Source organism: Streptomyces sp. IBSNAI002, assembly GCF_052244475.1.
GTDB lineage: Bacteria > Actinomycetota > Actinomycetes > Streptomycetales > Streptomycetaceae > Streptomyces.
The window spans coordinates 5,226,482-5,248,153 of sequence record NZ_JBQPXG010000002.1 but is presented as its reverse complement, the minus strand read 5'-3'; the positions used below and the strand labels follow the sequence as shown (position 1 = coordinate 5,248,153).

The window sequence follows — 21,672 nt, the reverse complement described above, 5'->3', positions numbered from 1 at the left end:
CCTCTCTGAACTACGGTGCAATGCCAGCGAATTGTGCACCACTGCGGCAGTGTTCCGGATTGCGCACGATGTCAGAGCAGGTGATTAACCGTTCATGATGTTGACGCCACCGGCGTGTCACCGCTGTGGCGCAGGGGCTGGTAGTTCACCCAGGCGGCCAGATCGGACCCGAACCGCTCCCGTGTGGCGAGCGCGCTGTGGTGGTCGATGAGCACCGGTTTCCCGGCCGCCCGCGCGATCAGCTGCACCTGGGCGGCCCGCTCCGCCGCGATGAACCACCAGACAGCGGCGTCCACCGATCCCCCCACCGTCAGCAGCCCCCGGTTGCGCAGGATCAGCGCCTTGTACGGGCCCAGCGCGCGCCCGATCCGGCTCGCGTCCTCGGCTCCGGCGAACTCGTCGAGCAGGGCGTGGTCCTCGTAGAAGGCGCAGGCCTCCTGGGAGATCGGGGCCAGCAGCTCGCCGAGCGCGGCGAGGGCGCGGCCGTACGGGGCCTGCGTGCGCACCACGGCCACCACCCCGGGGCGCTCCCGGTGCACGGCGGCGTGCACGGCGAAGGCCAGCTCGTTGACCCGGCGCTCCCCCTGGAGGACCCGCCCGTCCCCGTCGACCAGCAGCAGGTCCGCGGCGGTCAGCGCGGCGAAGGCCCGCCCGAAGGGGTTGACCCAGTAGCAGTCCTCGAACTCCGGGTCCCGCGCGCTGACGTGCCCGGCCACCCCGTCCTCGTAGCCGAGCCAGCCCAGCAGGCGCAGCGCTCCGGCGAGCCGCTCCTTGCGGTGCGCCCGCTCGTCGGCCGGGTCGGTGTGGACGGGCGGCATCTCGAAGCCGAGCCGTTCCACGGGGACGGGTACGGGCTGATCCGGCATGGGACCTCCTGCGACGGCTCGGGTCGCGGCGCAAGGTACCGGCGCGTCCGCGAAGTGGCCAGAGGAACGCGGCCCCGAGAAGGAGGCGCCGCAGGAACGGAGCCGGGAAAACGGCGAAGCCGCCGCTCGGGAGGGAGCGGCGGCTTCGGCTGCGGTCCGGGTGGGGACTACTCCCACTCGATGGTGCCCGGGGGCTTGCTCGTGCAGTCCAGGACCACACGGTTCACGTCCGGCACCTCGTTGGTGATGCGGGTGGAGATCCGCGCGAGCACCTCGTACGGCATGCGCGTCCAGTCCGCGGTCATCGCGTCCTCGGAGGAGACGGGACGCAGCACGATCGGGTGGCCGTAGCTGCGGCCGTCGCCCTGGACGCCGACGCTGCGGACGTCCGCGAGCAGGACGACCGGGCACTGCCAGATCTCGCGGTCCAGGCCGGCCGCGGTGAGCTCGTGGCGGGCGATGGCGTCGGCCTCGCGCAGCAGGTCCAGGCGCTCCCGGGTGACCTCGCCGACGATGCGGATGCCGAGGCCGGGGCCGGGGAAGGGCTGGCGCTGGACGATCTCGTCGGGCAGGCCGAGCTCCTGGCCGACCATCCGGACCTCGTCCTTGAACAGCTGGCGCAGCGGCTCGACGAGCTCGAACTCGATGTCGTCGGGGAGGCCGCCCACGTTGTGGTGGGACTTGATGTTCGCGGTGCCGGTGCCGCCGCCGGACTCGACCACGTCCGGGTACAGGGTGCCCTGCACCAGGAACGCGACCGCGGGGCCGTCCTCCTGGAGGATCTCCAGCTGGGCCTGCTCGAAGACGCGGATGAACTCACGGCCGATGATCTTGCGCTTGGTCTCCGGGTCGGAGACGCCGGCCAGCGCGTTCAGGAAGCGCTCCTGCGCGTCGACGACCTTCAGCTGCACGCCGGTCGCTGCGACGAAGTCCTTCTCGACCTGCTCGGTCTCACCCTTGCGCATCAGACCGTGGTCGACGTACACACAGGTCAGCTGCGAGCCGATGGCCTTCTGCACGAGGGCCGCGGCCACGGCCGAGTCCACGCCGCCGGAGAGGCCGCAGATGGCGCGCTTGTCGCCGACCTGCTCGCGGATGGCCGCGATCTGCTCCTCGACGATGTTGCCGGTGGTCCAGGTCGGGGACAGGCCCGCGCCCCGGTAGAGGAAGTGCTCGAGGACCTGCTGGCCGTGCGTGGAGTGCATCACCTCGGGGTGGTACTGCACGCCGTACAGCTTCTTCTCGTCGTTCTCGAAGGCCGCGACCGGGACCACGTCGGTGGACGCGGTGACGGTGAAGCCCTCGGGGGCGGCGGAACAGGCGTCGCCGTGCGACATCCACACCGACTGCTGCCCGGGGGTGCCCTCGAAGAGGGTGGAGCCGGTCTTGGAGACGGCCAGCTGGGTACGGCCGTACTCGCGGGCGCCGGTGTTGTCGACCTGGCCGCCGAGGGTGGTCGCCATCAGCTGGAAGCCGTAGCACATGCCGAAGACGGGAACACCGGCCTCGAACAGGGAACGGTCGAGCCGCGGGGCGCCCTCCTCGTACACGGAGGACGGACCGCCGGAGAGGATGATCGCCTTGGGGTTCTTGGCCAGCATCTCGTCGACGGGCATCGAGCTCGGCACGATCTCGCTGTAGACCCGTGCCTCGCGGACGCGGCGGGCGATGAGCTGGGCGTACTGGGCGCCGAAGTCGACGACGAGAACCGTGTCCGGGGCGCTGTCGTGGGCGGCGGAGGGTGCTTCTGGCACGGGGCGGCCTTCCGGCGGAAGAGGTGGCTGTTTTGTCGATTCTAACGGGGCACCCACACCCCTCTTCGTCTCACCATCCGAACCGGCTTGGCCGGGAGGGGGACGGAAGTACATAATCCGTTCCATGCGCAAGCAGCTGAGCTTCCTCTTTACCTATGGCACCGGCCGGTCCGGTCGCCATGGGTCTTCGTGATGCTCGCCTGAGCCGCTGAACTTCCCAGAGCGCCCCGGTCCGACAGGACCGGGGCGCTCTGGCGTTCTCGGGACTGGCGGGCGGCGGGCTCCATCCGACAGGAGACGAAGACCATGAGCACGACCACGATGACCGCCGCCACCTCCGAGCAGCTCATCGCCGACTCCCGTGAGCGCATCGACGCCCTCGACGACCGGATCATCGGGCTGATCCAGGAGCGCATGGCCGTCTCGACGGTCATCCAGGAGGCGCGGATCTCCTCCGGCGGGCGGCGGGTGCACCTGTCCCGGGAGATGGAGGTGCTCTCGCACTGGAGCGATGCCCTCGGCAAGCCCGGCACCGCCCTCGCCATGACGCTGCTCGAGCTGTGCCGGGGGCGCGTGTGACGGCTGTTCGTCACCCGTCCGGACCGTGACCGCCCCGAGTGCCCTTCGTTGGTGTGGTTGTCCGCACCAGCCAGGCGCGCGACCGCAACACCACGCGTGGCTCCGCCGGAGCGATGAGGCGCGTTCCCCGTGGGGGGCGCGTCGTGGGACCTCGCTCCCTCGCGTGACCGGACGGCAGGGGACAGCAGCCCGGTCACCCCACAAAGAACGGCCGGCCCTGGGGACGCCCCGGGCCGGCCGTTCGGCGTTCGGAGCTCTCCGGTCACCCCGGCTCTCCGGTCACCCCCGACCCTCCCGGCACACATGCACACTTCACTGTGTGACCGACACCACAGCCCGGGGTGACGGATTCCGGTACAACCTTCCGTGGCGACCGCCTGTCACTCATGTACCGCGGTGGGTACCGCGCTCGGAGGGGGAGCGCGGTGCCGACCCGGTCATCAGACCTGGTCCACGACCTTCGGCGGGACCTCGGGGACGGCCAGGAACGGCAGCCGCAGCGCGCCGAAGGCCTCCTTCGGAACGGCCGGACGAACCGGTTCCACCGCCGCGAGCCGTACGTAGCCCGCCCCCTGCTCCGGACGCGGGTCCTGCTCGCCCTTGTTCGGCCAGTACGACATCGCCCGCTCGGCCTGCGCCGTGATCGTCAGCGACGGGTTCACGCCGAGGTTCGCGGAAACCGCCGAGCCGTCCACCACCGAGATCCCCGGGTGCCCGTAGAGCCGGTGGTACGGGTCCACCACGCCCTCCTCGGGCGAGGCGCCGATCGGGCAGCCGCCGAGGAAGTGCGCGGTCAGCGGGGTGCCCATGAGCTCGCCGATGTTGCTGCCGGCGAAGCCGTTGATCTCCTCGGCCAGCAGGGTCGCGGCCCGGGTGGCCTCCTCGATCTGGACCGGGTTGGGGGCGCCGTGGCCCTGACGGGCGGTGAGCAAGCCCTTCCCGATGCCGCCGGGCTTGCGGTAGGTGGTCAGCGAGTTGTCCAGCGACTGCATGACCAGGCCGATGATGGTCCGCTCCGACCAGCGCCGGTTGGACAGCGAACGGGCCAGCTGGAGCGGGTGCCTGGCGGTGCGGGCGAACCAGGCGCGGACCCGGTGCCTGCTGTACGGGACCTGGAGGACGGTCATGAACCCCATCGCGTTGGAGCCCTTGCCGTAGCGGACGGGCTCGATGTGGGTGTCGGCGTTGGGGTGCACCGAGGAGGTGATCGCCACGCCCCGGGTGAAGTCGGCGCGCTGCCCCTCGCTGGGGCCCGCGCCATGCCGCCTGCGGTAGCGGCGGTCGTCGGTCTGCGCGCCGACCAGGCCCTCGGAGTTGGTCCGGGTCAGGTCGCCGAGCCGGTCCGAGATCCCGGGGAGCTCGCCGCGGTCCTTCATCGTGTGCAGCAGGGTCTGGGTCCCGTACGTGCCCGCCGCGACGACCACGTACCGGGCGCGCAGCACCTTCGGCCTGCCCTTGCGGCGCTGGTCGGTGGGGACCGTACGGATCCGGTAGCCGCCCTCGGGGTGTTCGGAGAGCGCGGTGACCGTGGTCATGGGGTGGATGACGGCCCCGGCGCGTTCGGCGAGGTGCAGGTAGTTCTCGCCCAGGGTGTTCTTCGCGCCGTGCCGGCAGCCGGTCATGCACTCGCCGCATTCGGTGCAGGCCTTGCGGGCGGGGCCGGCGCCGCCGAAGTACGGGTCGGCGACCTCGTCCCCGGGCCGGACCCGCTCGTTCCCCCCGGCGTCGGCTCCGTCGCCGAAGAAGACGCCGACCGGGGCCATGTGGAAGGAGTCGGCCACGCCCATCTTCGCGGCGGCCGCCTTGAGGTGGACGTCGGAGGGGGTCATGGTCGGGTTGAGGCGGACGCCGAGCATCCGCTTGGCCTGGTCGTAGTACGGGGCCAGTTCCTCGCGCCAGTCGGTGATGCCAGCCCACTGCCGGTCCTCGAAGAAGGCGGTGGGCGGCACGTACAGGGTGTTGGCGTAGTTGAGGGATCCGCCGCCCACCCCGGCGCCCGCGAGCACCATCACGTTGCCGAGCAGGTGGATGCGCTGGATCCCGTACAGCCCGAGGGCCGGGGCCCACAGGTAGTTGCGCAGGTCCCAGCTGTTCTTCGGCAGGCTGTCCCGGGTGAAGCGGCGCCCTGCCTCCAGGACGCCCACCCGGTAGCCCTTCTCGGTGAGGCGCAGGGCCGAGACCGACCCGCCGAAGCCGGATCCGATGACGATGACGTCGTAGTCGTACGGCTCAGACACGGTGTGCCCCTTCAGCGGAGTCGGAGGGCCTTCATGACCTGGAGGCTGCGGGTCATGAACGCCGCGTACTTCTCGTCGTCCATGCCCAGCGAGGGCGCCATCGGGAGCAGCCGCTGGTGGGCGACGGTCTGGGCCTCGGTGTACTTGAGGATGCCCTCGGAGCCGTGGCGGCGGCCGAGCCCGGAGTCCTTCATGCCGCCCATGGGCGCCTGGGCGCTGCCGTAGGCGGGGGCGTAGCCCTCGTTGATGTTGACGGTGCCGGTGCGCAGACGGGCGGCGACGGCGTGGCCGCGGCGGGCGTCCTTGGTCCAGACGCTGGAGTTCAGGCCGTAGGCGGTGCCGTTGGCCTCGGCGATGGCCTGGTCCTCGTCGGTGAAGCGGTAGACGGACACGACCGGGCCGAAGGTCTCCTCGCCGCACACCGCCATGGGCGCCTCGACGCCGTCGAGGATGGTCGGCTCGTAGAAGAGGGGGCCGATGTCGGGGCGGGCGGTGCCGCCGGCGACGAGCGTGGCTCCCTTGGCGACGGCCTCGTCCACGTGCCGCTGTACGGTCTCCAGCTGGCGCTCGCCGACCAGCGAGCCCATGTCGGCGCCGTAGGCGAGCGCACTGCCCAGGCGCATGGCCTTGGTGCGGGCGGCGAACCTCTCGACGAACGCGTCGGCGACCGAGGCGTGCACGTAGAGCCGCTCGATGGAGATGCACAGCTGGCCGGCGGAGGAGAAGCAGGCGCGGACGGCGCCCGCGGCGGCCTTCTCGATGTCGGCGTCATGCAGGACCAGCATGGCGTTCTTGCCGCCGAGCTCGAGGGAGACGCCGACGAGGCGGGCGGCCGCGCCCTGGGCGACCTCGCGGCCGGTGCGGGTGGAGCCGGTGAAGGAGACGTAGTCGGCGTGCCGGACCACTTCGGGGCCGACGACGGGGCCTTCGCCGAGGACGATCTGGAAGACCTCGGCGGGCAGGCCTGCCTCGATGAGCAGGTCGCGGGCCCACAGGGCGGTCAGCGCGGTCTCGGTGTCGGGCTTCATGACCACGGCGTTGCCCGAGACGAAGGCGGGCAGCGCGTCGCCGACGGACAGTTCCAGCGGGTAGTTCCAGGGGGCGATCTGGCCGACGACCCCGCGCGGCTGGCGCAGTTCGGTGACCTTGGTGAGGGTGGGCATGGCGCCCGTGTGGCCCTTGGGGCGCAGGTAGCCGGGGGCCTTGCGGCCGTAGTGCCGGGCGGAGACGGCGACCGCCTGGACCTCTTCGTGGGCGTGCAGGCGGGCCTTGCCGGTCTCCAGCTGGATCAGGTCGAGCACCTCGGCCTGCCGGGCGAGGACCAGGTCGTGGAAGCGCAGCAGTACGGCGGCCCGCTTGCGCACGGGGACGGCGGCCCAGGCGGGCTGGGCGGCGCGGGCCCGGGCGAAGGCCTCGGCCACGTCCTCGGGGGTGGCCTCGGGGAGTTCCGCCAGCCGGTCCCCGGTGAAGGGGCTGTGGTTGGCGGTGCGGCCGGAGCCGATCACCCCGCGGGTGAGGCGGACGACCAGATCGGGGGTCACCACGTCGGCCGCGGTGCGGACGCCGGCCGGGGCCGGGGCGACCGGGTTGGTGGGTGCCGGTGCGGTGCGGAGGGGGGCCGGGGCCTGCGAGTCCGTCATGGCGGTGAGCGTATTGCGCCGGACAGGCTTTGGGTACCCGTGGGTAACCGGATTTTGCCATTTCCGCCAGCGATCGCTGGCAGGATGACGGAATCAGGGCTTCGCGGCGGGCGGCTCCCAGCCGCTGAGCACGATGTCGAACTGCTGCCGCGTCGTGTCCCAGTCGGCGGCGGGGCTCGACATGTACACCGCGTACTCGGTGCCGTCCGGGGCGATGTACATCTGCTCCTTCGCCCGCCGGGGCCCGGCGAGCGTCCCCTTCTCGGTCCAGGTGAAGTCCCACAGGGCGCCCCGGGTGGTGTCCCGGAAGCTGTTCTGCTCCAGCCGCAGCCGCTTGTACTCCGCCCGCTTGCGCACCTGCTTCTCCAGGTCGAGCAGGTGCAGGTACGGGGTCTCGTAGTCCGGGGTCGGGTCGACGGCGATCCGGATGAAGTGATTGCCGTTGTCCGGGGTGTAGTCGATCTGGGTGCCGTTGTACTCCCGGTGCCAGCCGTCCGGCACGAACAGGGTGAAGCCCTCCGGGTCGGTGACCTTGGACCAGCCGGCCGGCGGCGCGGCCTGGGACTTCTGCGACTTCGACTCCCCGCCCGCACCCTCCTGGTCGGGGGCGCTCGCGTTCTTGTCCGATCCGCCCGAACCGCTGTCGCTCGTGTACTTGAGGATTCCGAACACCCCGCCGCCGCCGATCAGCGCCGCCACCAGGGCCACGGCCGCGGCGCGCTTGATCCAGCCGCCGCCCGCCCGGTCGGTGGGGGCCGGCGCGGACACGGGGGTCTCGGGCTCCGGCAGCGGGGTCGTGTGGGCGGTGGTCCCGGGAGCCGCCGCCTCCTGCGACACCTCCTGCGGATGGTCCTGCGCCGGGGCGAGCTCCTGCGAGGTCACCGAACGCGTGGGCACGTACGCCTGCGCCGCCTTCGGCTCCCGGCCCTCCATCGCCTCCAGCAGCATCCGCTCCGCCTCCCCGGCCGTCGGCCGGTCCGCCGGATCCTTCCGCAGCAGGGCCGTGATGACCGGGCCCAGTGCGCCGGACTGCTTCAGGGCCGGCGGTTCGTCGTTCACCACGGCCTGGAGGCTGGAGATGGGCGAGGTGCGGCGGAACGGCGAACGGGCCTCCACCGCCGTGTACAGGGTCGCGCCCAGCGACCACAGGTCGGAGGCCGTGCCCGGGGTCCCGCCGGTGACCCGCTCGGGGGCCAGGTAGTCGATGGATCCGACGATCTCGCCGGTGCGCGTGATCGAGGAGTCCCCCTCGATCGCCGCGATCCCGAAGTCCGTGAGCAGCACCCGGCCGTCCTTGGCCAGCAGCACGTTGCCCGGCTTCACGTCGCGGTGCAGTACGCCGACCGCGTGCGCCGCCCGGAGCGCGCCCAGCACGTGCAGCCCGATCCTGGCCGCCTCGCGGGGCTCGATGCGCCCGGCCGCCTTGGCCGCGTCCGCGAGGGAGGGGCCGTCGATGTACTCCATGACGATCCACGGCCGGTCGTCGTGCTCCAGCACGTCGTGGACGGTGACGACCGCCGGATGCTGGATCCGGGCCGCGGCCCGGGCCTCCTTCTGCGTCCGGGCGTGCATGACGTCCCGGTCGGCCTGGGCGACGTACAGACCCGCCGTCAGCTCCTTGACGGCGACGGTCCTGTGCAGCAGCTCGTCATGCGCGCGCCACACCTTGCCCATGCCGCCACGGCCGATCGGCTCGATGAGCCGGTACCGGCCCGCCAGCACGGCGCCCCCACCTGTCTGCTGTTCCACAAAACCCCGCCGCTCTCCGCACTTCAGGCCAGATTACGGAGCCCACGGCCGGTGTCGGAACCGCACGGCCGCGGAAAGCCCGCACTGTGACGCAATCGCCGTACTGACCGCCCGTCAGCCACCGTTCATCCGCCCGATTTGTAACTCGTCGTGGCCTTCTCGAAGACCTCGGTCACCTTTCCCTGCTCGTCTTCCGGGCCGGTGACCATGACCACGTGGTAGCTGCCGCCCAGCGCGACGACGAAATTGCGGGCGAACACGTTGCGTCCGGTGCCGTCGATCCACGTGTAACGGCCCGTGGCGCGCAGCTGCTGGCCGACCTTGGTGGTCTTGACGTCGCCGACCGTGGACCAGGTGGAGGTCCGGTACGGCGTCAGCTCCTGCTCCTTGTCCTTCTGGTATGCCGCCGGGTCCGGGTTGCCCTCGACCTTGTCCCGGCCGGGGACCACCGTCAGCGTGAACTGCCCGCTGGTGTAGCGGACCTGGCCGGCCTCGTTGATGCCGCGGCGCTCCCAGCCGTCGGGGACCACGATCTCGAAGTGCTCCGGATCCTGCTGGGTGGTGTACCCGGCCGGGGCCGGCGCGGCCGGGGTCGCCGCCGGGGGCGGTGTCGTCGTCTGGGGCGCGGGCTTGGACTCGGGGGTTCCGGTCGGGACCTGGGACGGGCTCTGCCGGGGCGCGGTGGGCGCGGCGCTGCCGCCCCGGCCCTGCGGGTCGGCGGAGCGGGGCATGAAGAGCATCGCGTACGCCACTGCCCCGGCGAGCAGGACCAGGATGCCGAGGAGCAGGCTCCGGCCCAGGGCGCGGGGCTTGCGGGGGGCCGCGGGATTGCGGTGCCGCCCGTGGAGGTCGCCGCGACGGCGTACGACGGGCAGCCGCGCGGGGTCCGGTTCGGGCATCGGGAGCATGGCGAGGCCCGCGTCGGGCTCGGGGGCGGACCGTACGAGCGAGCGCAGCCAGCCGCGGAGCTCCTCGAAGTCCGGGCGCTCGGTCGGGTCCTGACGCAGCAGCGACTCGACGACCGGGCGGAGCGCGCCGCACTCCTCGGCGAAGGCCGGCGGCTCGGCGCAGACCATCTCGACGAGCTCGGCGACGGACTCCTCGGGGTACGGGGCGTGGCCCTGGACGGCCCGGTACAGCAGCGCGCCGAGCGCCCAGAGGTCGGTGGCGGGGCCGACGGGGGCCGCCAGCTGCCAGGGCCCGGTGACGGAGCCGGCCTGCTCGGGGGCCCACCGCTCGGTGACGGCGCCGACGACCGCCATCCGCGTCTGGCGGGCCCGTTCGGCGTCGAGGCCGCTGCGGGGGCCGGACCAGCTGTCGGCGGTGCCGGTCCCGGTGCCGGTGCCGGTGCCGGTGCCGGTCCGCGGGGGTGACGGGGCGTCGGCCTGGCGGTAGCCCTGGGGCAGCGCGAGCTGTGCGGGCAGCCCGGGCGACTGAGGCGGCGGCAGCTGCTGAGGCTCCGGCTGCGGGTCCGGCTGCGGGTCCGGCTGCGGCTTCGGGTCTCGTTCCCGTTCGCTCTCCGGCTCGGGAGGTTCGAGCGCCGGGCGGCGGGGGGTGGCGCCGTGCCAGGGCGCGGCGGTACCGGCCTCCGGGCCGCCGTACGGGTACGAGTACCCCTGCGGCAGGGTCGACCCCTGCGGCCTCGGCTCCGGTACGACGACGGGGTCGCTCTGCCGCTGCTCGCCGACCTTGGCCGCGGCCGCCCGCGCGCCCGCCCGGTACGCGGCGATGGCCCCGGCCCGCGCGGCGGCCTTGAGCTCGGGCCGCTCCTCGGGGCTCGGGCGTCCGGGGGTGATGTGATCGCTGTACCGCGGCCCGGTGTCGTACCCCGGAGCCACCAACGGCGCATACCCGCCGCCGTACGTCTCCGCGCCGGGTCCGGCTGGGACCGGTCCGGCGGGGCCGGGTCCGGCGGGGCCGGGTCCGGGCTGTCGGGCCGGCGCGGGCGGGGCCGGGGGCGGGGCTTCGCCCCATCCCGTACCCCCGCCGGAGGCGTCACCGCCCGGAACGGGGTCGTAGCCGCACAGGGCGTCCTCCGCCGCGCCGGCCGCGAGGCCGGTCAGCACGACCCGCCCGTCGTCGCAGACCAGCACCGTCCGCACGGTGATGTTGCGGTGGGTCCAGCCGTGCGCGTGCAGCACCCGCAGCGCGGTCAGTACGTCCGAGGCCACCTCCGCCGCCCGGTAGGCGGTCAGCGGCTCATCGGCGATCAGTGCCGCCAGCGGCCTGGCCGGGACCAGTTCGCTCACTATCCACAGCGACCCGCCCTCGGCGAAAACGTCGAAGACCTGGTCCAGCCGGGGGTGGTCGGGTACGGCTGCGGCGGCCTGCGCGGCCTCGATCGCGCGTCGCACGGCCGGGAGGTCGCCCGGGGCGCGCTGCCCGGCCGCCGGTACGGCCCGGTGTCCGTCCAGCAGCTCCGCGTCCACGACCTCCGGCAACGGCACCTGCCGGACCAGGACTTCCTGACCGCTGCGCGTGTCGAAGGCGCGGGTCTCCACGAGCTCGTACTCGTCCGTCGGCGGCAGCGGCAGACGGTAGCGGTGGGCCACGATCCGGCCCGCGTAGTCCTCCACATCGCCTCCCCCGAGTGCTGGGGGCACCCCCGTGGCCCCGCTGACACGATACGTCTCCGGGGCCGCCCGCGTCCCGAGGTCAGCCGAGCGGCTGGAAGGTCTCGAAGGCGGTGTTGCGCATCTGCGTGCACTCGGGACCGTCCCACTGGTCCGCGGGGCAGCTGATCATGATGGCGTAGCCGTGCGTCGCGTCCATCTTGAAGCCGCGGTTGAGCACGCGGACCCGGATGCCGCTCTGCTCCCTCTCGAACTCCCAGTCGGCGACGGTGGGGTAGTTCCGGTAGTTCGTCGGGTCGATCCTGATCAGGCGGTAGCCCTTGCTGCTGCCCGCCACGGCGGGGGCCAGCTGGGCCCAGGCCAACCGGGCGTCATCGCCCGGGTTGGCGTTGTAGTCGACCTGGATCCTGGGGAAGCCGCCGTCGCGGCTGTATATCCCGCCGGAGTTGTCACCCGCTATGGCCGTCTGGTGGAAGCCCTGGGGCATCGCCATCGAGAAGCGGAACCCAGGCTCCGTCACCATCACGTAGCCCGCGGGTATTCCGCTCCCCCCGCCGCCGGGCTGGGCGCCCTGGCCCTGGCCCTGCCCCTGGCCCTGACCGGCGCCCGGGCTCTGCTGGCCCTGGCCGCCGGAGGCGGTGCTGCCGTCCGTCCCGGCACCGGGCTCACCGGGCTTGGCCGAGGGCTGCGGGCTCTGCCCGGCGCCGCCCGGAGACTGGCTCGCGGACACCGAGGGGTTGGCCTTGCCGTCCTTGCCCTCGTCCTTGCGGCTGTCGGTGTCGTCGCCGCCGACGGCGTAGGCGATGAGCGAGCCGACCACCGCGAGCACGACCACCACGGCGGCTATCGCGAGCGCGATGGTGCGGCGCGGCATGACGTCGGTGAGCGGGGCCGCCACCGGGCCGGTCTTGGCCGAGGGCTTGGGTGCGGGCTGGTCCGCCGGCGGCTCCGCGGCCGTGGCGGCGGTCGTGGCCGCCGCGGCGGCGGCCGCCTTGCGGGCCGACTTCAGCGCGGCGCGGGCGCGTTCGCGCTGCTCGCGTTCCTTGCGCTCGCGTTCCTTCTTCGCCGCCTTTTCCGCCGCCTTCTGGGCGGTGGCCTGCTCGGCGGCCTGCTTGGCGTCGGCGAGCGAGATCTGGCGGGTCTCCTCGGCGGGCGGGGCCGCCACCGGGACCGGTTCGGGCTCGGGCGCGTTGACGACGGCGCTCAGCATCGCCCGGGCCCGGCCGTCGTCCAGGCGCTGGGCCGGGTCCTTGGCGAGCAGACCGTAGATGACGTCGGTCAGCGGGCCGGCGTTCTTGGGCGGCTCCACCGGCTCGGTCATCACCGCGGTGAGGGTGGCGAGGGCGGAGCCCTTGTCGTACGGGGGCACGCCCTCGACGGCGGCGTACAGCAGGCCGCCGAGCGACCACATGTCGGCGGGCGGACCGGGCTTGTGGCCGCGGGCGCGCTCGGGCGAGATGTAGGAGGGGGCGCCGACGAGCATGCCGGTGGAGGTGACGGAGGGATCGCCCTCGACCTGCGCGATACCGAAGTCGGTGAGGACGACACGGCCGCTGGCGGCGATGAGCACGTTGGACGGCTTGACGTCCCGGTGCAGGATGCCCTGCCCGTGGGCGGCGCGCAGCACGTCGAGCACCGCGAGGCCGACCTCGGCGGCGCGGCGCGGGGTGAGCGCGCCGTTCTCGCGTATGAACTCGGCGAGCGAGGGGCCCTCGATGAGCTCCATGACGATCCACGGCCGGGCGTCCTCGTCGACGACGTCGTAGACGGTGACGGCTCCGCCGCTGCGGATCCGGGCGATGGCCTTGGCCTCGCGGAGGGTGCGGGTGATGAGGCGTCGCTTCTCGTCCTCGTCGACGCCGGTGCCGAAGCGGAGCTCCTTGACGGCGACCGTCCGGCCCAGGGTCTCGTCCTGGGCCCTCCAGACGGTTCCCATCCCGCCCTTGCCGAGCACGGCGCCCAGCCGGTAGCGGCCGGCCAGCAGCCGTCCCTTGTCCTGGCCGTCCGCGGCCGCCTTGGCGGCCTCGGCCCGGGCCTTGACCTCGGCGGCCACGGCATCGGCCTTCTCCACCACGGGATTGACGGCCTTCACCGCCTCGGCCTTGGCCGCGGGCTTCGCGTCCTCAGGCTCGGCCCTGACCGCGGCCTTGGCCTCAGCCTCGGCCTCAGGCTCCACACCCTCAGGCTCCACCCCGGCCTCGGCCTTGGCCTTGCCGTCGACCTCGGCCTCGACCTCGGCCTTGTCCTCGACCCTGCCCTCGGGCTCCGCCCCGGCCGCCGGCTTCGCGTCCTCGGGTTCGGCCTTCGGCCCGGTCTTCCCGTCCCCGGGCTCCGCCTTCGTCAGCCCCGGCTTCGCAGCCGCGGGCTTCGGACCCTCAGCAGGCGCGGCCTCGGCCGACGCAGCCGGAGCCGCAGCCCCCACCTCTTCGGGCTTCGCCGCAGGCGCCCCGTGCTCCGGCTTCGACATGCGTCCCCTCTGCGATCGTGCCGCTGCTCCGACTGCCCCGGTGTCCGACCAACCCGGCGGCCGAGCGACCCGGCGACCGGGGTCCGCGTAACCCGCCCCGGCAGAACCTTCATTGTTCCTCACTCCGCAACGGACGGGCGCCCCGGGTCCGCGGTTCCCCCTTCCACATCCCGGAGTTACAACGGAACGATGTCGGGCGCCCCCAGCCGCGCGGCGTCCGCCGTCTGGTCGTCCGGCTGACGCTGCGATTCCCGCTCCGCCTGGACCCGCTTCTCGTAGTGCTCCACTTCTTTCTCGATCTGCTGCTTGTCCCACCCCAGCACGGGCGCCATCAACTCCGCGCACTCCCGGGCCGACCGCGTCCCCCGGTCGAAGGTCTCGATCGAGATCCGCGTCCGCCGGGTCAGTACGTCGTCCAGATGGCGGGCCCCTTCGTGCGAGGCGGCGTACACGATCTCCGCCCGCAGATAGTCGTCCGCCCCGGTCACCGGCTCACCCAGCCCCGGGTCGGCGGCGATCAGGTCGAGCAGTTCCTCGGTGAGCGACCCGTACCGGTTCAACAGGTGCTCCACCCGGACCACGTGAAGCCCCGTCCGGGCCGCGGTCCTCGCCCGCCCGTTCCACAGCGCCCGGTACCCCTCCGCACCGACCAGGGGCACGTCCTCCGTCACGCACTCCGCCACCCGCAGGTCCAGCCCGTGCACCGCCTCGTCGACCGCGTCCTTCGCCATGACCCTGTACGTCGTGTACTTGCCGCCGGCCACCACCACGAGCCCCGGCACCGGATGCGCCACCGTGTGCTCGCGCGACAGCTTGCTCGTCGCGTCCGACTCCCCGGCCAGCAGCGGCCGCAGGCCCGCGTACACGCCCTGGACGTCGTCCCGCGTCAGCGGCACCGCCAGCACCGAGTTCACGTGCTCCAGCAGGTAGTCGATGTCCGCGCTCGACGCCGCGGGGTGCGCCTTGTCCAGGTCCCAGTCGGTGTCCGTGGTGCCCACGATCCAGTGCCGCCCCCACGGGATGACGAACAGCACCGACTTCTCGGTCCGCAGGATCAGCCCGGTGCTCGAATGGATCCGGTCCTTCGGTACGACCAGGTGGATGCCCTTCGACGCCCGTACGTGGAACTGCCCGCGCTCCCCGATCAGCGCCTGGGTGTCGTCCGTCCACACCCCGGTCGCGTTCACGACCTGCTTCGCGCGGACCTCGTATTCCCCGGCGCCCTCCACGTCCCGCACCCGCGCGCCGACCACCCGTTCGCCCTCGCGCAGGAATCCGATCACTCTCGCCCGGTTGGCGCAGTGCGCCCCGTACGCCGAGGCCGTGCGCACCAGCGTGGCCACGTACCGCGCGTCGTCCATCTGGGCGTCGTAGTACTGCAGGGCGCCCACCAGCGCGTCCTTGCGCAGCGCCGGGGCCACCCGCAGCGCGCGCCTGCGCGAGAGGTGCCGGTGCACCGGCAGACCCCGGCCGTGCCCGCTGGAGATGGACATCGCGTCGTACAGCGCGACGCCCGATCCCGCGTACCACCGCTCCCAGCCCTTGTGCTGCAAGGGGTAGAGGAACGGCACCGGCTTCACCAGGTGCGGCGCGAGGCGCTCCAGCAGCAGGCCGCGCTCCTTCAGCGCCTCCCGCACCAGGGCGAAGTCGAGCATCTCCAGATACCGCAGGCCGCCGTGGATGAGCTTGCTGGACCTGCTGGAGGTCCCGGACGCCCAGTCGCGCGCCTCCACGAGGCCGGTGGACAGTCCTCTGGTCGCCGCGTCGAGCGCGGTGCCGGCGCCGACCACGCCCGCGCCCACGACCAGTACGTCCAGCTCCCGCTCGGCCATCCGGGCGAGGGCCTCGGCGCGCTGCGCCGGTCCCAGTGTCGCTGTCCTCACGGCTGCCTCCCGTTGGTGCGGGTGTTCCCCGCGTCGTGCGGGTGATCCCGCTCACATCCCCGTTTCATGATTCTGACCGCCCGCACCCACATCAGCCACCGCCTGTGGACAACACAACGACGACCACCACCCCAGAATGCGACATATCTGTCATATATACGCCTAGTCTGACATTGCGCCAGCTTCCCCGGGCCTTCCTCGTCCACAGGGCTTGCGCGCGCATCCCCCTCATGTCAGGGAAGGGACGGCACCCCCATGCCCGCAGACCTCGCCGTCATCGGACTCGGCCATCTCGGCCTCCCCCTCGCCCAGGCGGCCGTGGCCGCCGGGATCGAGACGGTCGGCTACGACAGCGGTCCGGTCACGGACTCCACCCTCACCGCCGCCGAGATCCGCCGCATGTCGGCGGCCGGCTTCCGGGTCACCACCAACCCCGCCGAGCTCGGCCGGGTCCGTACCGCCGTCATCTGCGCCCCCACCCAGCTCGGCGCCGACCGCGCACTGGACCTGTCCGCCATCGCCGAGGCGGGCCACGCGCTCGCCGCCCGCCTGCGCCCGCACACCACCGTGATCCTCGAATCGGCCGTCCACCCGGGCGTCACCGAGGAGTACCTGCGCCCGGTCCTCGAGGCGGGCTCCGGACTGCGGGCCGGCCGGGACTTCCACCTGGCCTACTCCCCCAGCCGCCACGACCCGGGCAACCGCACGCACGGCATCTCCAACACCCCCAAGGTGATCGGCGGCCTCACCCCCGCCTGCACGGAGTCCGCGCACGCCTTCTACGCCCGCCTCACCGAGAAGGTCGTCCGGGCCCGCGGCCTGCGCGAAGCCGAGACCGTGCAGCTCCTGGAGACCAACTACCGGCACGTCAACATCGCCCTCATGAACGAGATGGCCGTGCTCTGCCACGACCTCGGCGTCGACCTGTGGGACGTCATCCGCTGCGCCGAGACCAAGCCGTACGGCTTCCAGGCGTTCCGCCCCGGCCCCGGGGTCGGCGGCCACGGCGTCCCCCTCGACCCCAACTACCTCCCCCACACCACCCGCACCCCCGGCCACCCCCTGCGCATGATCGGCCTGGCCCAGGAGATCAACAACCGGATGCCGCAGTACGTCATCCAGCGGTCCGCCACCCTGCTGAACGAACACGGCAAATCCGCCCGCGGCGCCCGCGTCCTGCTCCTCGGCGTCACCTACAAGCCCGACCTCGCCGACCAGGAGGGCTCCCCGGCGCGCGAGATCGCCAGCCGCCTGCTCGACCTGGGGGCGCTCGTCAGCTACCACGACCCGTTCATCACGGGCTGGCGGGTCAGGGACCAGCCGGTCCCCCGGGCCGAGTCCCTGTACGAGGCCGCCGCGAACGCGGATCTGACGATCCTGCTCCAGCACCACCGCACCTACGACCTGCAAGGCCTCGCGGTGAAGGCCCAGTTGCTCCTCGACACCCGCGGAGCCAGCCCGGCGGGCGCCGCCCACCGGCTCTGACCCGGGAAATTCCCCCACCCGGATGTCCGTGCGGCCTGCTAGCCTGCGGCGTCACTTATCTCGCACTTACGCCCTCCGGGCGTTCGCATGCCCGAATCCCTGGGGGGGATTTCCCAATGAGCCAGAACTTCCAGCCGCCGGCGCCCGACTCCTTCACCGAGGCCCCGGCCGCCCCGGCCCCGGCCCGCACCGGCAACCTCGCTCTCGGCATCGTCGCCGCCGTCGTCGCGGCCCTGGTCGCGGCCGGCGCCTACGGCGGCATCATGAACGCCATCGACCGCGAGATCGGCTACGCCGCGGCCGGTGTCGGCCTCCTCGTCGGCCTCGCCGCCGGCAAGATCGGTGGACGCAACCCGGTCCTGCCCGTGGTCGCCGCCGCCCTGTCGCTCGGCGCCGTCTACCTCGGCCAGCTGTTCTTCATCGCGCTCGTGCTCGCCGACTTCGGCAAGGTCGGCGTGGGCGAGGTGCTCAGCGAGGCGGGCGTCAGCGGCCTGAACGACATCTGGAAGGAGAGCATGGACGCGATGTCCTTCCTCTTCCTCGCGATCGGCGGCTTCGTCGCCTTCGGCTCGGCCAAGAAGGTCAGCGCCTGATCCCGCGCCACCGCGTACGCCGGAGGGCCGGCACCCCGCTCGGGGTGCCGGCCCTCCGGCGTACGTACGGGAGCCGTCAGCGGCTGTGCTGCGAGTCCGCGACCGTGACCTCGACCCGCTGGAACTCCTTGAGCTCGCTGTAGCCGGTGGTGGCCATCGAGCGGCGCAGCGCACCGAAGATGTTCATCGAGCCGTCCGGGGTGTGCGACGGGCCGGTGAGGATCTCCTCGGTGGTGCCGACCGTGCCCAGGTCGACCTTCTTGCCGCGCGGCACGTCCTCGTGGACGGCCTCCATGCCCCAGTGGTTGCCCTTGCCCGGCGCGTCCGTCGCGCGGGCGAGCGGGGAACCCATCATCACGGCGTCGGCGCCGCAGGCGACGGCCTTCGGGATGTCGCCCGACCAGCCCACGCCGCCGTCGGCGATGACGTGCACGTAGCGGCCGCCGGACTCGTCCATGTAGTCGCGGCGGGCCGCGGCCACGTCCGCGACGGCGGTCGCCATCGGGACCTGGATGCCGAGCACGTTGCGCGTGGTGTGCGCGGCGCCGCCGCCGAAGCCGACCAGGACGCCCGCCGCGCCGGTGCGCATCAGGTGCAGGGCCGCGGTGTAGGTGGCGCAGCCGCCCACGATGACCGGGACGTCGAGCTCGTAGATGAACTGCTTGAGGTTCAGCGGCTCGGCGGCGCCCGAGACGTGCTCGGCGGACACGGTGGTGCCGCGGATCACGAAGATGTCCACGCCCGCGTCCACGACGGCCTTGGAGAACTCGGCGGTGCGCTGCGGGGACAGCGCGGCGGCGGTGACGACGCCCGAGTCGCGCACCTCCTTGATGCGCTGCCGGATCAGGTCCGCCTGGATCGGGGCGGAGTAGATCTCCTGGAGACGGCGGGTCGCGGCCTGCTCGTCCAGCTCGGTGATCTCGTCGAGCAGCGGCTGCGGGTCCTCGTACCGGGTCCACAGGCCTTCGAGGTTCAGCACGCCGAGGCCGCCGAGCTCACCGATGCGGATCGCGGTCTGCGGGGAGACGACCGAGTCCATGGGGGCGGCCAGGAAGGGGAGCTCGAAGCGGTACGCGTCGATCTGCCAGGCGATCGAGACCTCCTTCGGGTCCCGGGTACGCCGGCTCGGGACGATGGCGATGTCGTCGAACGCGTACGCCCTGCGGCCGCGCTTGCCGCGCCCGATCTCGATCTCAGTCACGTGTGGTGGCCTTTCCTCTGGGTCTGCCCGTCCAGTATCCCCGACGGGCGGAGGACTGCGTTTCGGTGACCGCTGTACGGACGACGCGGACACGGCGAAGGGGCGGACCCGGCTGCTCCGCCGGGTCCGCCCCTCACCTCACGCGCTTCAGCCCTTGCGGCTGTAGTTCGGTGCTTCGACCGTCATCTGGATGTCGTGCGGGTGGCTCTCCTTGAGGCCCGCCGAGGTGATCCGCACGAAGCGGCCCCGGTCCTGGAGCTCGGGAACCGTGCGGCCGCCGACGTAGAACATCGACTGGCGCAGACCGCCGACGAGCTGGTGCACGACCGCGGAGAGCGGGCCGCGGTAGGGCACCTGGCCCTCGATGCCCTCGGGGATGAGCTTGTCGTCGCCGCCCACGCCCTCCTGGAAGTAGCGGTCCTTGGAGAAGGAGCGCTGGTCGCCGCGGGACTGCATCGCGCCGAGCGAGCCCATGCCGCGGTACGACTTGAACTGCTTGCCGTTGATGAAGAGCAGCTCGCCCGGGGACTCCTCGCAGCCCGCGAGCAGCGAGCCGAGCATCACCGTGTCGGCGCCCGCGACCAGGGCCTTCGCGATGTCGCCGGAGTACTGGAGGCCGCCGTCGCCGATCACCGGGACGCCCGCGGCCTTGGCGGCGAGGGAGGCCTCGTAGATCGCGGTGACCTGCGGGACGCCGATGCCGGCGACGACACGGGTGGTGCAGATGGAGCCGGGGCCGACGCCGACCTTGATGCCGTCGCAGCCGGCGTCGATCAGTGCCTGGGCGCCGTCGCGGGTGGCGACGTTGCCGCCGATGACGTCGACGCCGGAGTTCGACTTGATCTTGGCGACCATGTCGCCGACCAGGCGGGAGTGGCCGTGCGCGGTGTCGACGACGATGAAGTCGGCGCCCGCCTCGATCAGCGCCTGGGCGCGGTCGTACGCGTCACCGGCGACGCCGACGGCCGCGCCGACCAGCAGGCGGCCGTCCTTGTCCTTGGCGGCGTTCGGGTACTTCTCGGCCTTGACGAAGTCCTTGACCGTGATGAGGCCCTTGAGGATGCCCGAGTCGTCGACCAGCGGAAGCTTCTCGATCTTGTGGCGGCGCAGCAGCTCCATGGCGTCGACGCCGGAGATGCCGACCTTGCCCGTGACCAGCGGCATCGGGGTCATGACCTCGCGCACCTGGCGGCTGCGGTCCGACTCGAAGGCCATGTCGCGGTTGGTGACGATGCCGAGCAGCTTGCCCGCCGGGTCGGTGACCGGGACGCCGGAGATCCGGAACTTCGCGCAGAGCTCGTCGGCCTCGCGCAGCGTCGCGTCGGGGTGCACCGTGATCGGGTCGGTGACCATGCCGGACTCGGAGCGCTTGACCAGGTCGACCTGGTTGGCCTGGTCGGCGATGGAGAGGTTGCGGTGCAGGACGCCGACGCCGCCCTGACGGGCCATCGCGATGGCCATGCGGGCCTCGGTGACCTTGTCCATGGCGGCGGAGAGCAGGGGGACGTTCACCCGGACGTTGCGCGAGATGAGGGAGGAGGTGTCGATCGCGTCAGGCGACATGTCCGACGCGCCCGGCAGCAGCAGCACGTCGTCGTAGGTCAGTCCGAGCGTGGCGAATTTGTCGGGCACTCCGTCGGTCGTCATGACACCTTCCCAAATGGTCTTGCTCAGCGCGGATGTCCATGCTAACGGGATCCCGCAGCGTCTCATTCCACGAGCCAGGCCGATCGGAAGTTTCGTCGGTTCCTACGATGAACCGCCGGAGGCGCCCGGCGGGACCTCCAACGGTTCCTACTGCTCGGCGAGCGCGCGCAGCCGGCTGAGGGCACGGTGCTGGGCCACCCGCACCGCCCCCGGCGACATCCCGAGCATCTGTCCGGTCTCCTCGGCGGTCAGCCCGACGGCCACCCGCAGGACGAGGAGCTCGCGCTGGTTCTCCGGCAGATTGGCGAGGAGCTTCTTGGCCCAGGCCGCGTCACTGCTGAGCAGCGCCCGCTCCTCGGGGCCGAGCGAGTCGTCGGGCCGCTCCGGCATCTCGTCGGACGGGACGGCCGTGCTGCCGGGGTGCCGCATGGCGGCCCGCTGCAGATCGGCGACCTTGTGCGCGGCGATGGCGAAGACGAAGGCCTCGAAGGGCCGCCCGGTGTCCCGGTAGCGCGGCAGGGCCATCAGGACGGCGACGCAGACCTCCTGCGCCAGGTCCTCCACGAAGTGGCGGGCATCACCCGGGAGCCGCGACAGCCGGGTGCGGCAGTAGCGGATCGCGAGCGGGTGAACGAAGGCGAGCAGGTCGTGCGTGGCCTGCTCGTCGCCCTCCACCGCCCGGCGTACGAGCGCGCTGACGGCTCCGGCACTGCCGCCCTTGGCGGCGCCGGTCGGGCCTGTGGCCGCGGGTGACCCCAGGGCCTCGTCGTCACGCATCAATCCATGGTGCCTTGGCGCCGGAGGTTCCGTGGCACCACGGCCGGTTTCGTGCATCGAAGCGTTATGAGCGGGTGCGCCGGAACTCATGGTCTGCACCCTCCCCTCCCGCTCGCCGAATGATCCCCAGGACGGGGATCCCACATTTCCAAGAATGCGGCACACCCTCAAGGATGCGGCATCGCGCACGAAGCGACACGTCCCCCGGATTGTGCCCCGCC

The 21,672-nt window shown here is 72.4% G+C and carries 14 protein-coding genes; 3 read left to right on the top strand and 11 right to left on the bottom strand.

Features of this window, described 5'->3' with window-relative positions; genetic code table 11:
• Nucleotides 1-92: 92 nt before the first annotated feature.
• Together ACTVZO_RS25475 and guaA are read right to left on the bottom strand one after the other, a co-directional pair.
• On the bottom strand, nucleotides 93-866 hold the full coding sequence (locus tag ACTVZO_RS25475) for a class II aldolase/adducin family protein (protein WP_443300561.1): 774 nt from the start codon (nucleotides 864-866) through the stop codon (nucleotides 93-95).
• 167 nt (nucleotides 867-1,033) lie between these two features.
• Nucleotides 1,034-2,620, bottom strand: a complete 1,587-nt coding sequence (gene guaA / locus ACTVZO_RS25470; protein WP_443300560.1) for a glutamine-hydrolyzing GMP synthase — start codon at nucleotides 2,618-2,620, stop codon at nucleotides 1,034-1,036.
• 285 nt (nucleotides 2,621-2,905) lie between these two features.
• On the opposite strand from guaA, the gene ACTVZO_RS25465 reads away from it, so the two are divergent.
• The gene (locus tag ACTVZO_RS25465; protein ID WP_443303263.1) at nucleotides 2,906-3,199 is read left to right on the top strand and encodes a chorismate mutase; all 294 of its coding nucleotides are present in this window, start codon (nucleotides 2,906-2,908) and stop codon (nucleotides 3,197-3,199) included.
• 440 nt (nucleotides 3,200-3,639) lie between these two features.
• On the opposite strand, the gene ACTVZO_RS25460 is transcribed toward ACTVZO_RS25465, so the two are convergent.
• From ACTVZO_RS25460 to ACTVZO_RS25435, 6 genes are all read right to left on the bottom strand, one after another.
• Nucleotides 3,640-5,436 carry a GMC oxidoreductase gene (locus tag ACTVZO_RS25460; RefSeq protein WP_443300559.1) on the bottom strand — a complete coding sequence of 599 codons (1,797 nt, stop codon included), beginning with the start codon at nucleotides 5,434-5,436 and terminating at the stop codon, nucleotides 3,640-3,642.
• Nucleotides 5,437-5,447: 11 nt separating this feature from the next.
• Nucleotides 5,448-7,076 (bottom strand): succinic semialdehyde dehydrogenase, encoded by a 1,629-nt coding sequence (locus tag ACTVZO_RS25455; protein WP_443300558.1) that lies wholly within the window; start codon nucleotides 7,074-7,076, stop codon nucleotides 5,448-5,450.
• Between the two features lie 93 nt (nucleotides 7,077-7,169).
• Entirely contained in the window at nucleotides 7,170-8,825 is a 1,656-nt protein-coding gene (locus ACTVZO_RS25450) for a serine/threonine-protein kinase (protein WP_443300557.1), read from the bottom strand.
• A 125-nt stretch (nucleotides 8,826-8,950) separates the two neighbouring features.
• The gene (locus ACTVZO_RS25445) at nucleotides 8,951-11,401 is read right to left on the bottom strand and encodes a protein kinase (RefSeq protein WP_443300556.1); all 2,451 of its coding nucleotides are present in this window, start codon (nucleotides 11,399-11,401) and stop codon (nucleotides 8,951-8,953) included.
• 79 nt (nucleotides 11,402-11,480) lie between these two features.
• Nucleotides 11,481-13,865: a serine/threonine-protein kinase gene (locus ACTVZO_RS25440; RefSeq protein WP_443300555.1), complete on the bottom strand. Its 2,385-nt coding sequence runs from the start codon at nucleotides 13,863-13,865 to the stop codon at nucleotides 11,481-11,483.
• 176 nt (nucleotides 13,866-14,041) lie between these two features.
• Nucleotides 14,042-15,748 carry a glycerol-3-phosphate dehydrogenase/oxidase gene (locus tag ACTVZO_RS25435; protein WP_443300554.1) on the bottom strand — a complete coding sequence of 569 codons (1,707 nt, stop codon included), beginning with the start codon at nucleotides 15,746-15,748 and terminating at the stop codon, nucleotides 14,042-14,044.
• Between the two features lie 255 nt (nucleotides 15,749-16,003).
• Here ACTVZO_RS25435 and ACTVZO_RS25430 point away from each other — a divergent pair, with 255 nt between their 5' ends.
• Together ACTVZO_RS25430 and ACTVZO_RS25425 are read left to right on the top strand one after the other, a co-directional pair.
• A complete protein-coding gene (locus ACTVZO_RS25430) occupies nucleotides 16,004-17,233 on the top strand; it encodes a nucleotide sugar dehydrogenase (RefSeq protein WP_443300553.1) in 1,230 nt (409 codons plus the stop codon).
• 116 nt (nucleotides 17,234-17,349) lie between these two features.
• Entirely contained in the window at nucleotides 17,350-17,826 is a 477-nt protein-coding gene (locus tag ACTVZO_RS25425; protein WP_443300552.1) for a hypothetical protein, read from the top strand.
• A 76-nt stretch (nucleotides 17,827-17,902) separates the two neighbouring features.
• On the opposite strand, the gene ACTVZO_RS25420 is transcribed toward ACTVZO_RS25425, so the two are convergent.
• The 3 genes from ACTVZO_RS25420 to ACTVZO_RS25410 all read right to left on the bottom strand — a co-directional run bounded on the left by ACTVZO_RS25420 (nucleotide 17,903) and on the right by ACTVZO_RS25410 (nucleotide 21,451).
• On the bottom strand, nucleotides 17,903-19,027 hold the full coding sequence (locus ACTVZO_RS25420) for a GuaB3 family IMP dehydrogenase-related protein (protein ID WP_362582920.1): 1,125 nt from the start codon (nucleotides 19,025-19,027) through the stop codon (nucleotides 17,903-17,905).
• Between the two features lie 147 nt (nucleotides 19,028-19,174).
• Entirely contained in the window at nucleotides 19,175-20,674 is a 1,500-nt protein-coding gene (guaB, locus tag ACTVZO_RS25415; protein ID WP_443300551.1) for an IMP dehydrogenase, read from the bottom strand.
• Nucleotides 20,675-20,821: 147 nt separating this feature from the next.
• Nucleotides 20,822-21,451: a sigma-70 family RNA polymerase sigma factor gene (locus ACTVZO_RS25410; protein WP_266574431.1), complete on the bottom strand. Its 630-nt coding sequence runs from the start codon at nucleotides 21,449-21,451 to the stop codon at nucleotides 20,822-20,824.
• Between the last annotated feature and the right edge of the window lie 221 nt (nucleotides 21,452-21,672).

Excerpts from the sequence above, each read along its gene's own strand:
- ACTVZO_RS25425 (WP_443300552.1), top strand. The coding sequence starts at position 17,350 with ATGAGCCAGAACTTCCAGCCGCCGGCGCCCGACTCCTTCACCGAGGCC.
- ACTVZO_RS25475 (WP_443300561.1), bottom strand. The coding sequence starts at position 866 with ATGCCGGATCAGCCCGTACCCGTCCCCGTGGAACGGCTCGGCTTCGAG.
- ACTVZO_RS25410 (WP_266574431.1), bottom strand. The coding sequence starts at position 21,451 with ATGCGTGACGACGAGGCCCTGGGGTCACCCGCGGCCACAGGCCCGACC.
- ACTVZO_RS25430 (WP_443300553.1), top strand. The coding sequence starts at position 16,004 with ATGCCCGCAGACCTCGCCGTCATCGGACTCGGCCATCTCGGCCTCCCC.
- ACTVZO_RS25455 (WP_443300558.1), bottom strand. The coding sequence starts at position 7,076 with ATGACGGACTCGCAGGCCCCGGCCCCCCTCCGCACCGCACCGGCACCC.
- guaB (WP_443300551.1), bottom strand. The coding sequence starts at position 20,674 with ATGACGACCGACGGAGTGCCCGACAAATTCGCCACGCTCGGACTGACC.
- ACTVZO_RS25440 (WP_443300555.1), bottom strand. The coding sequence starts at position 13,865 with ATGTCGAAGCCGGAGCACGGGGCGCCTGCGGCGAAGCCCGAAGAGGTG.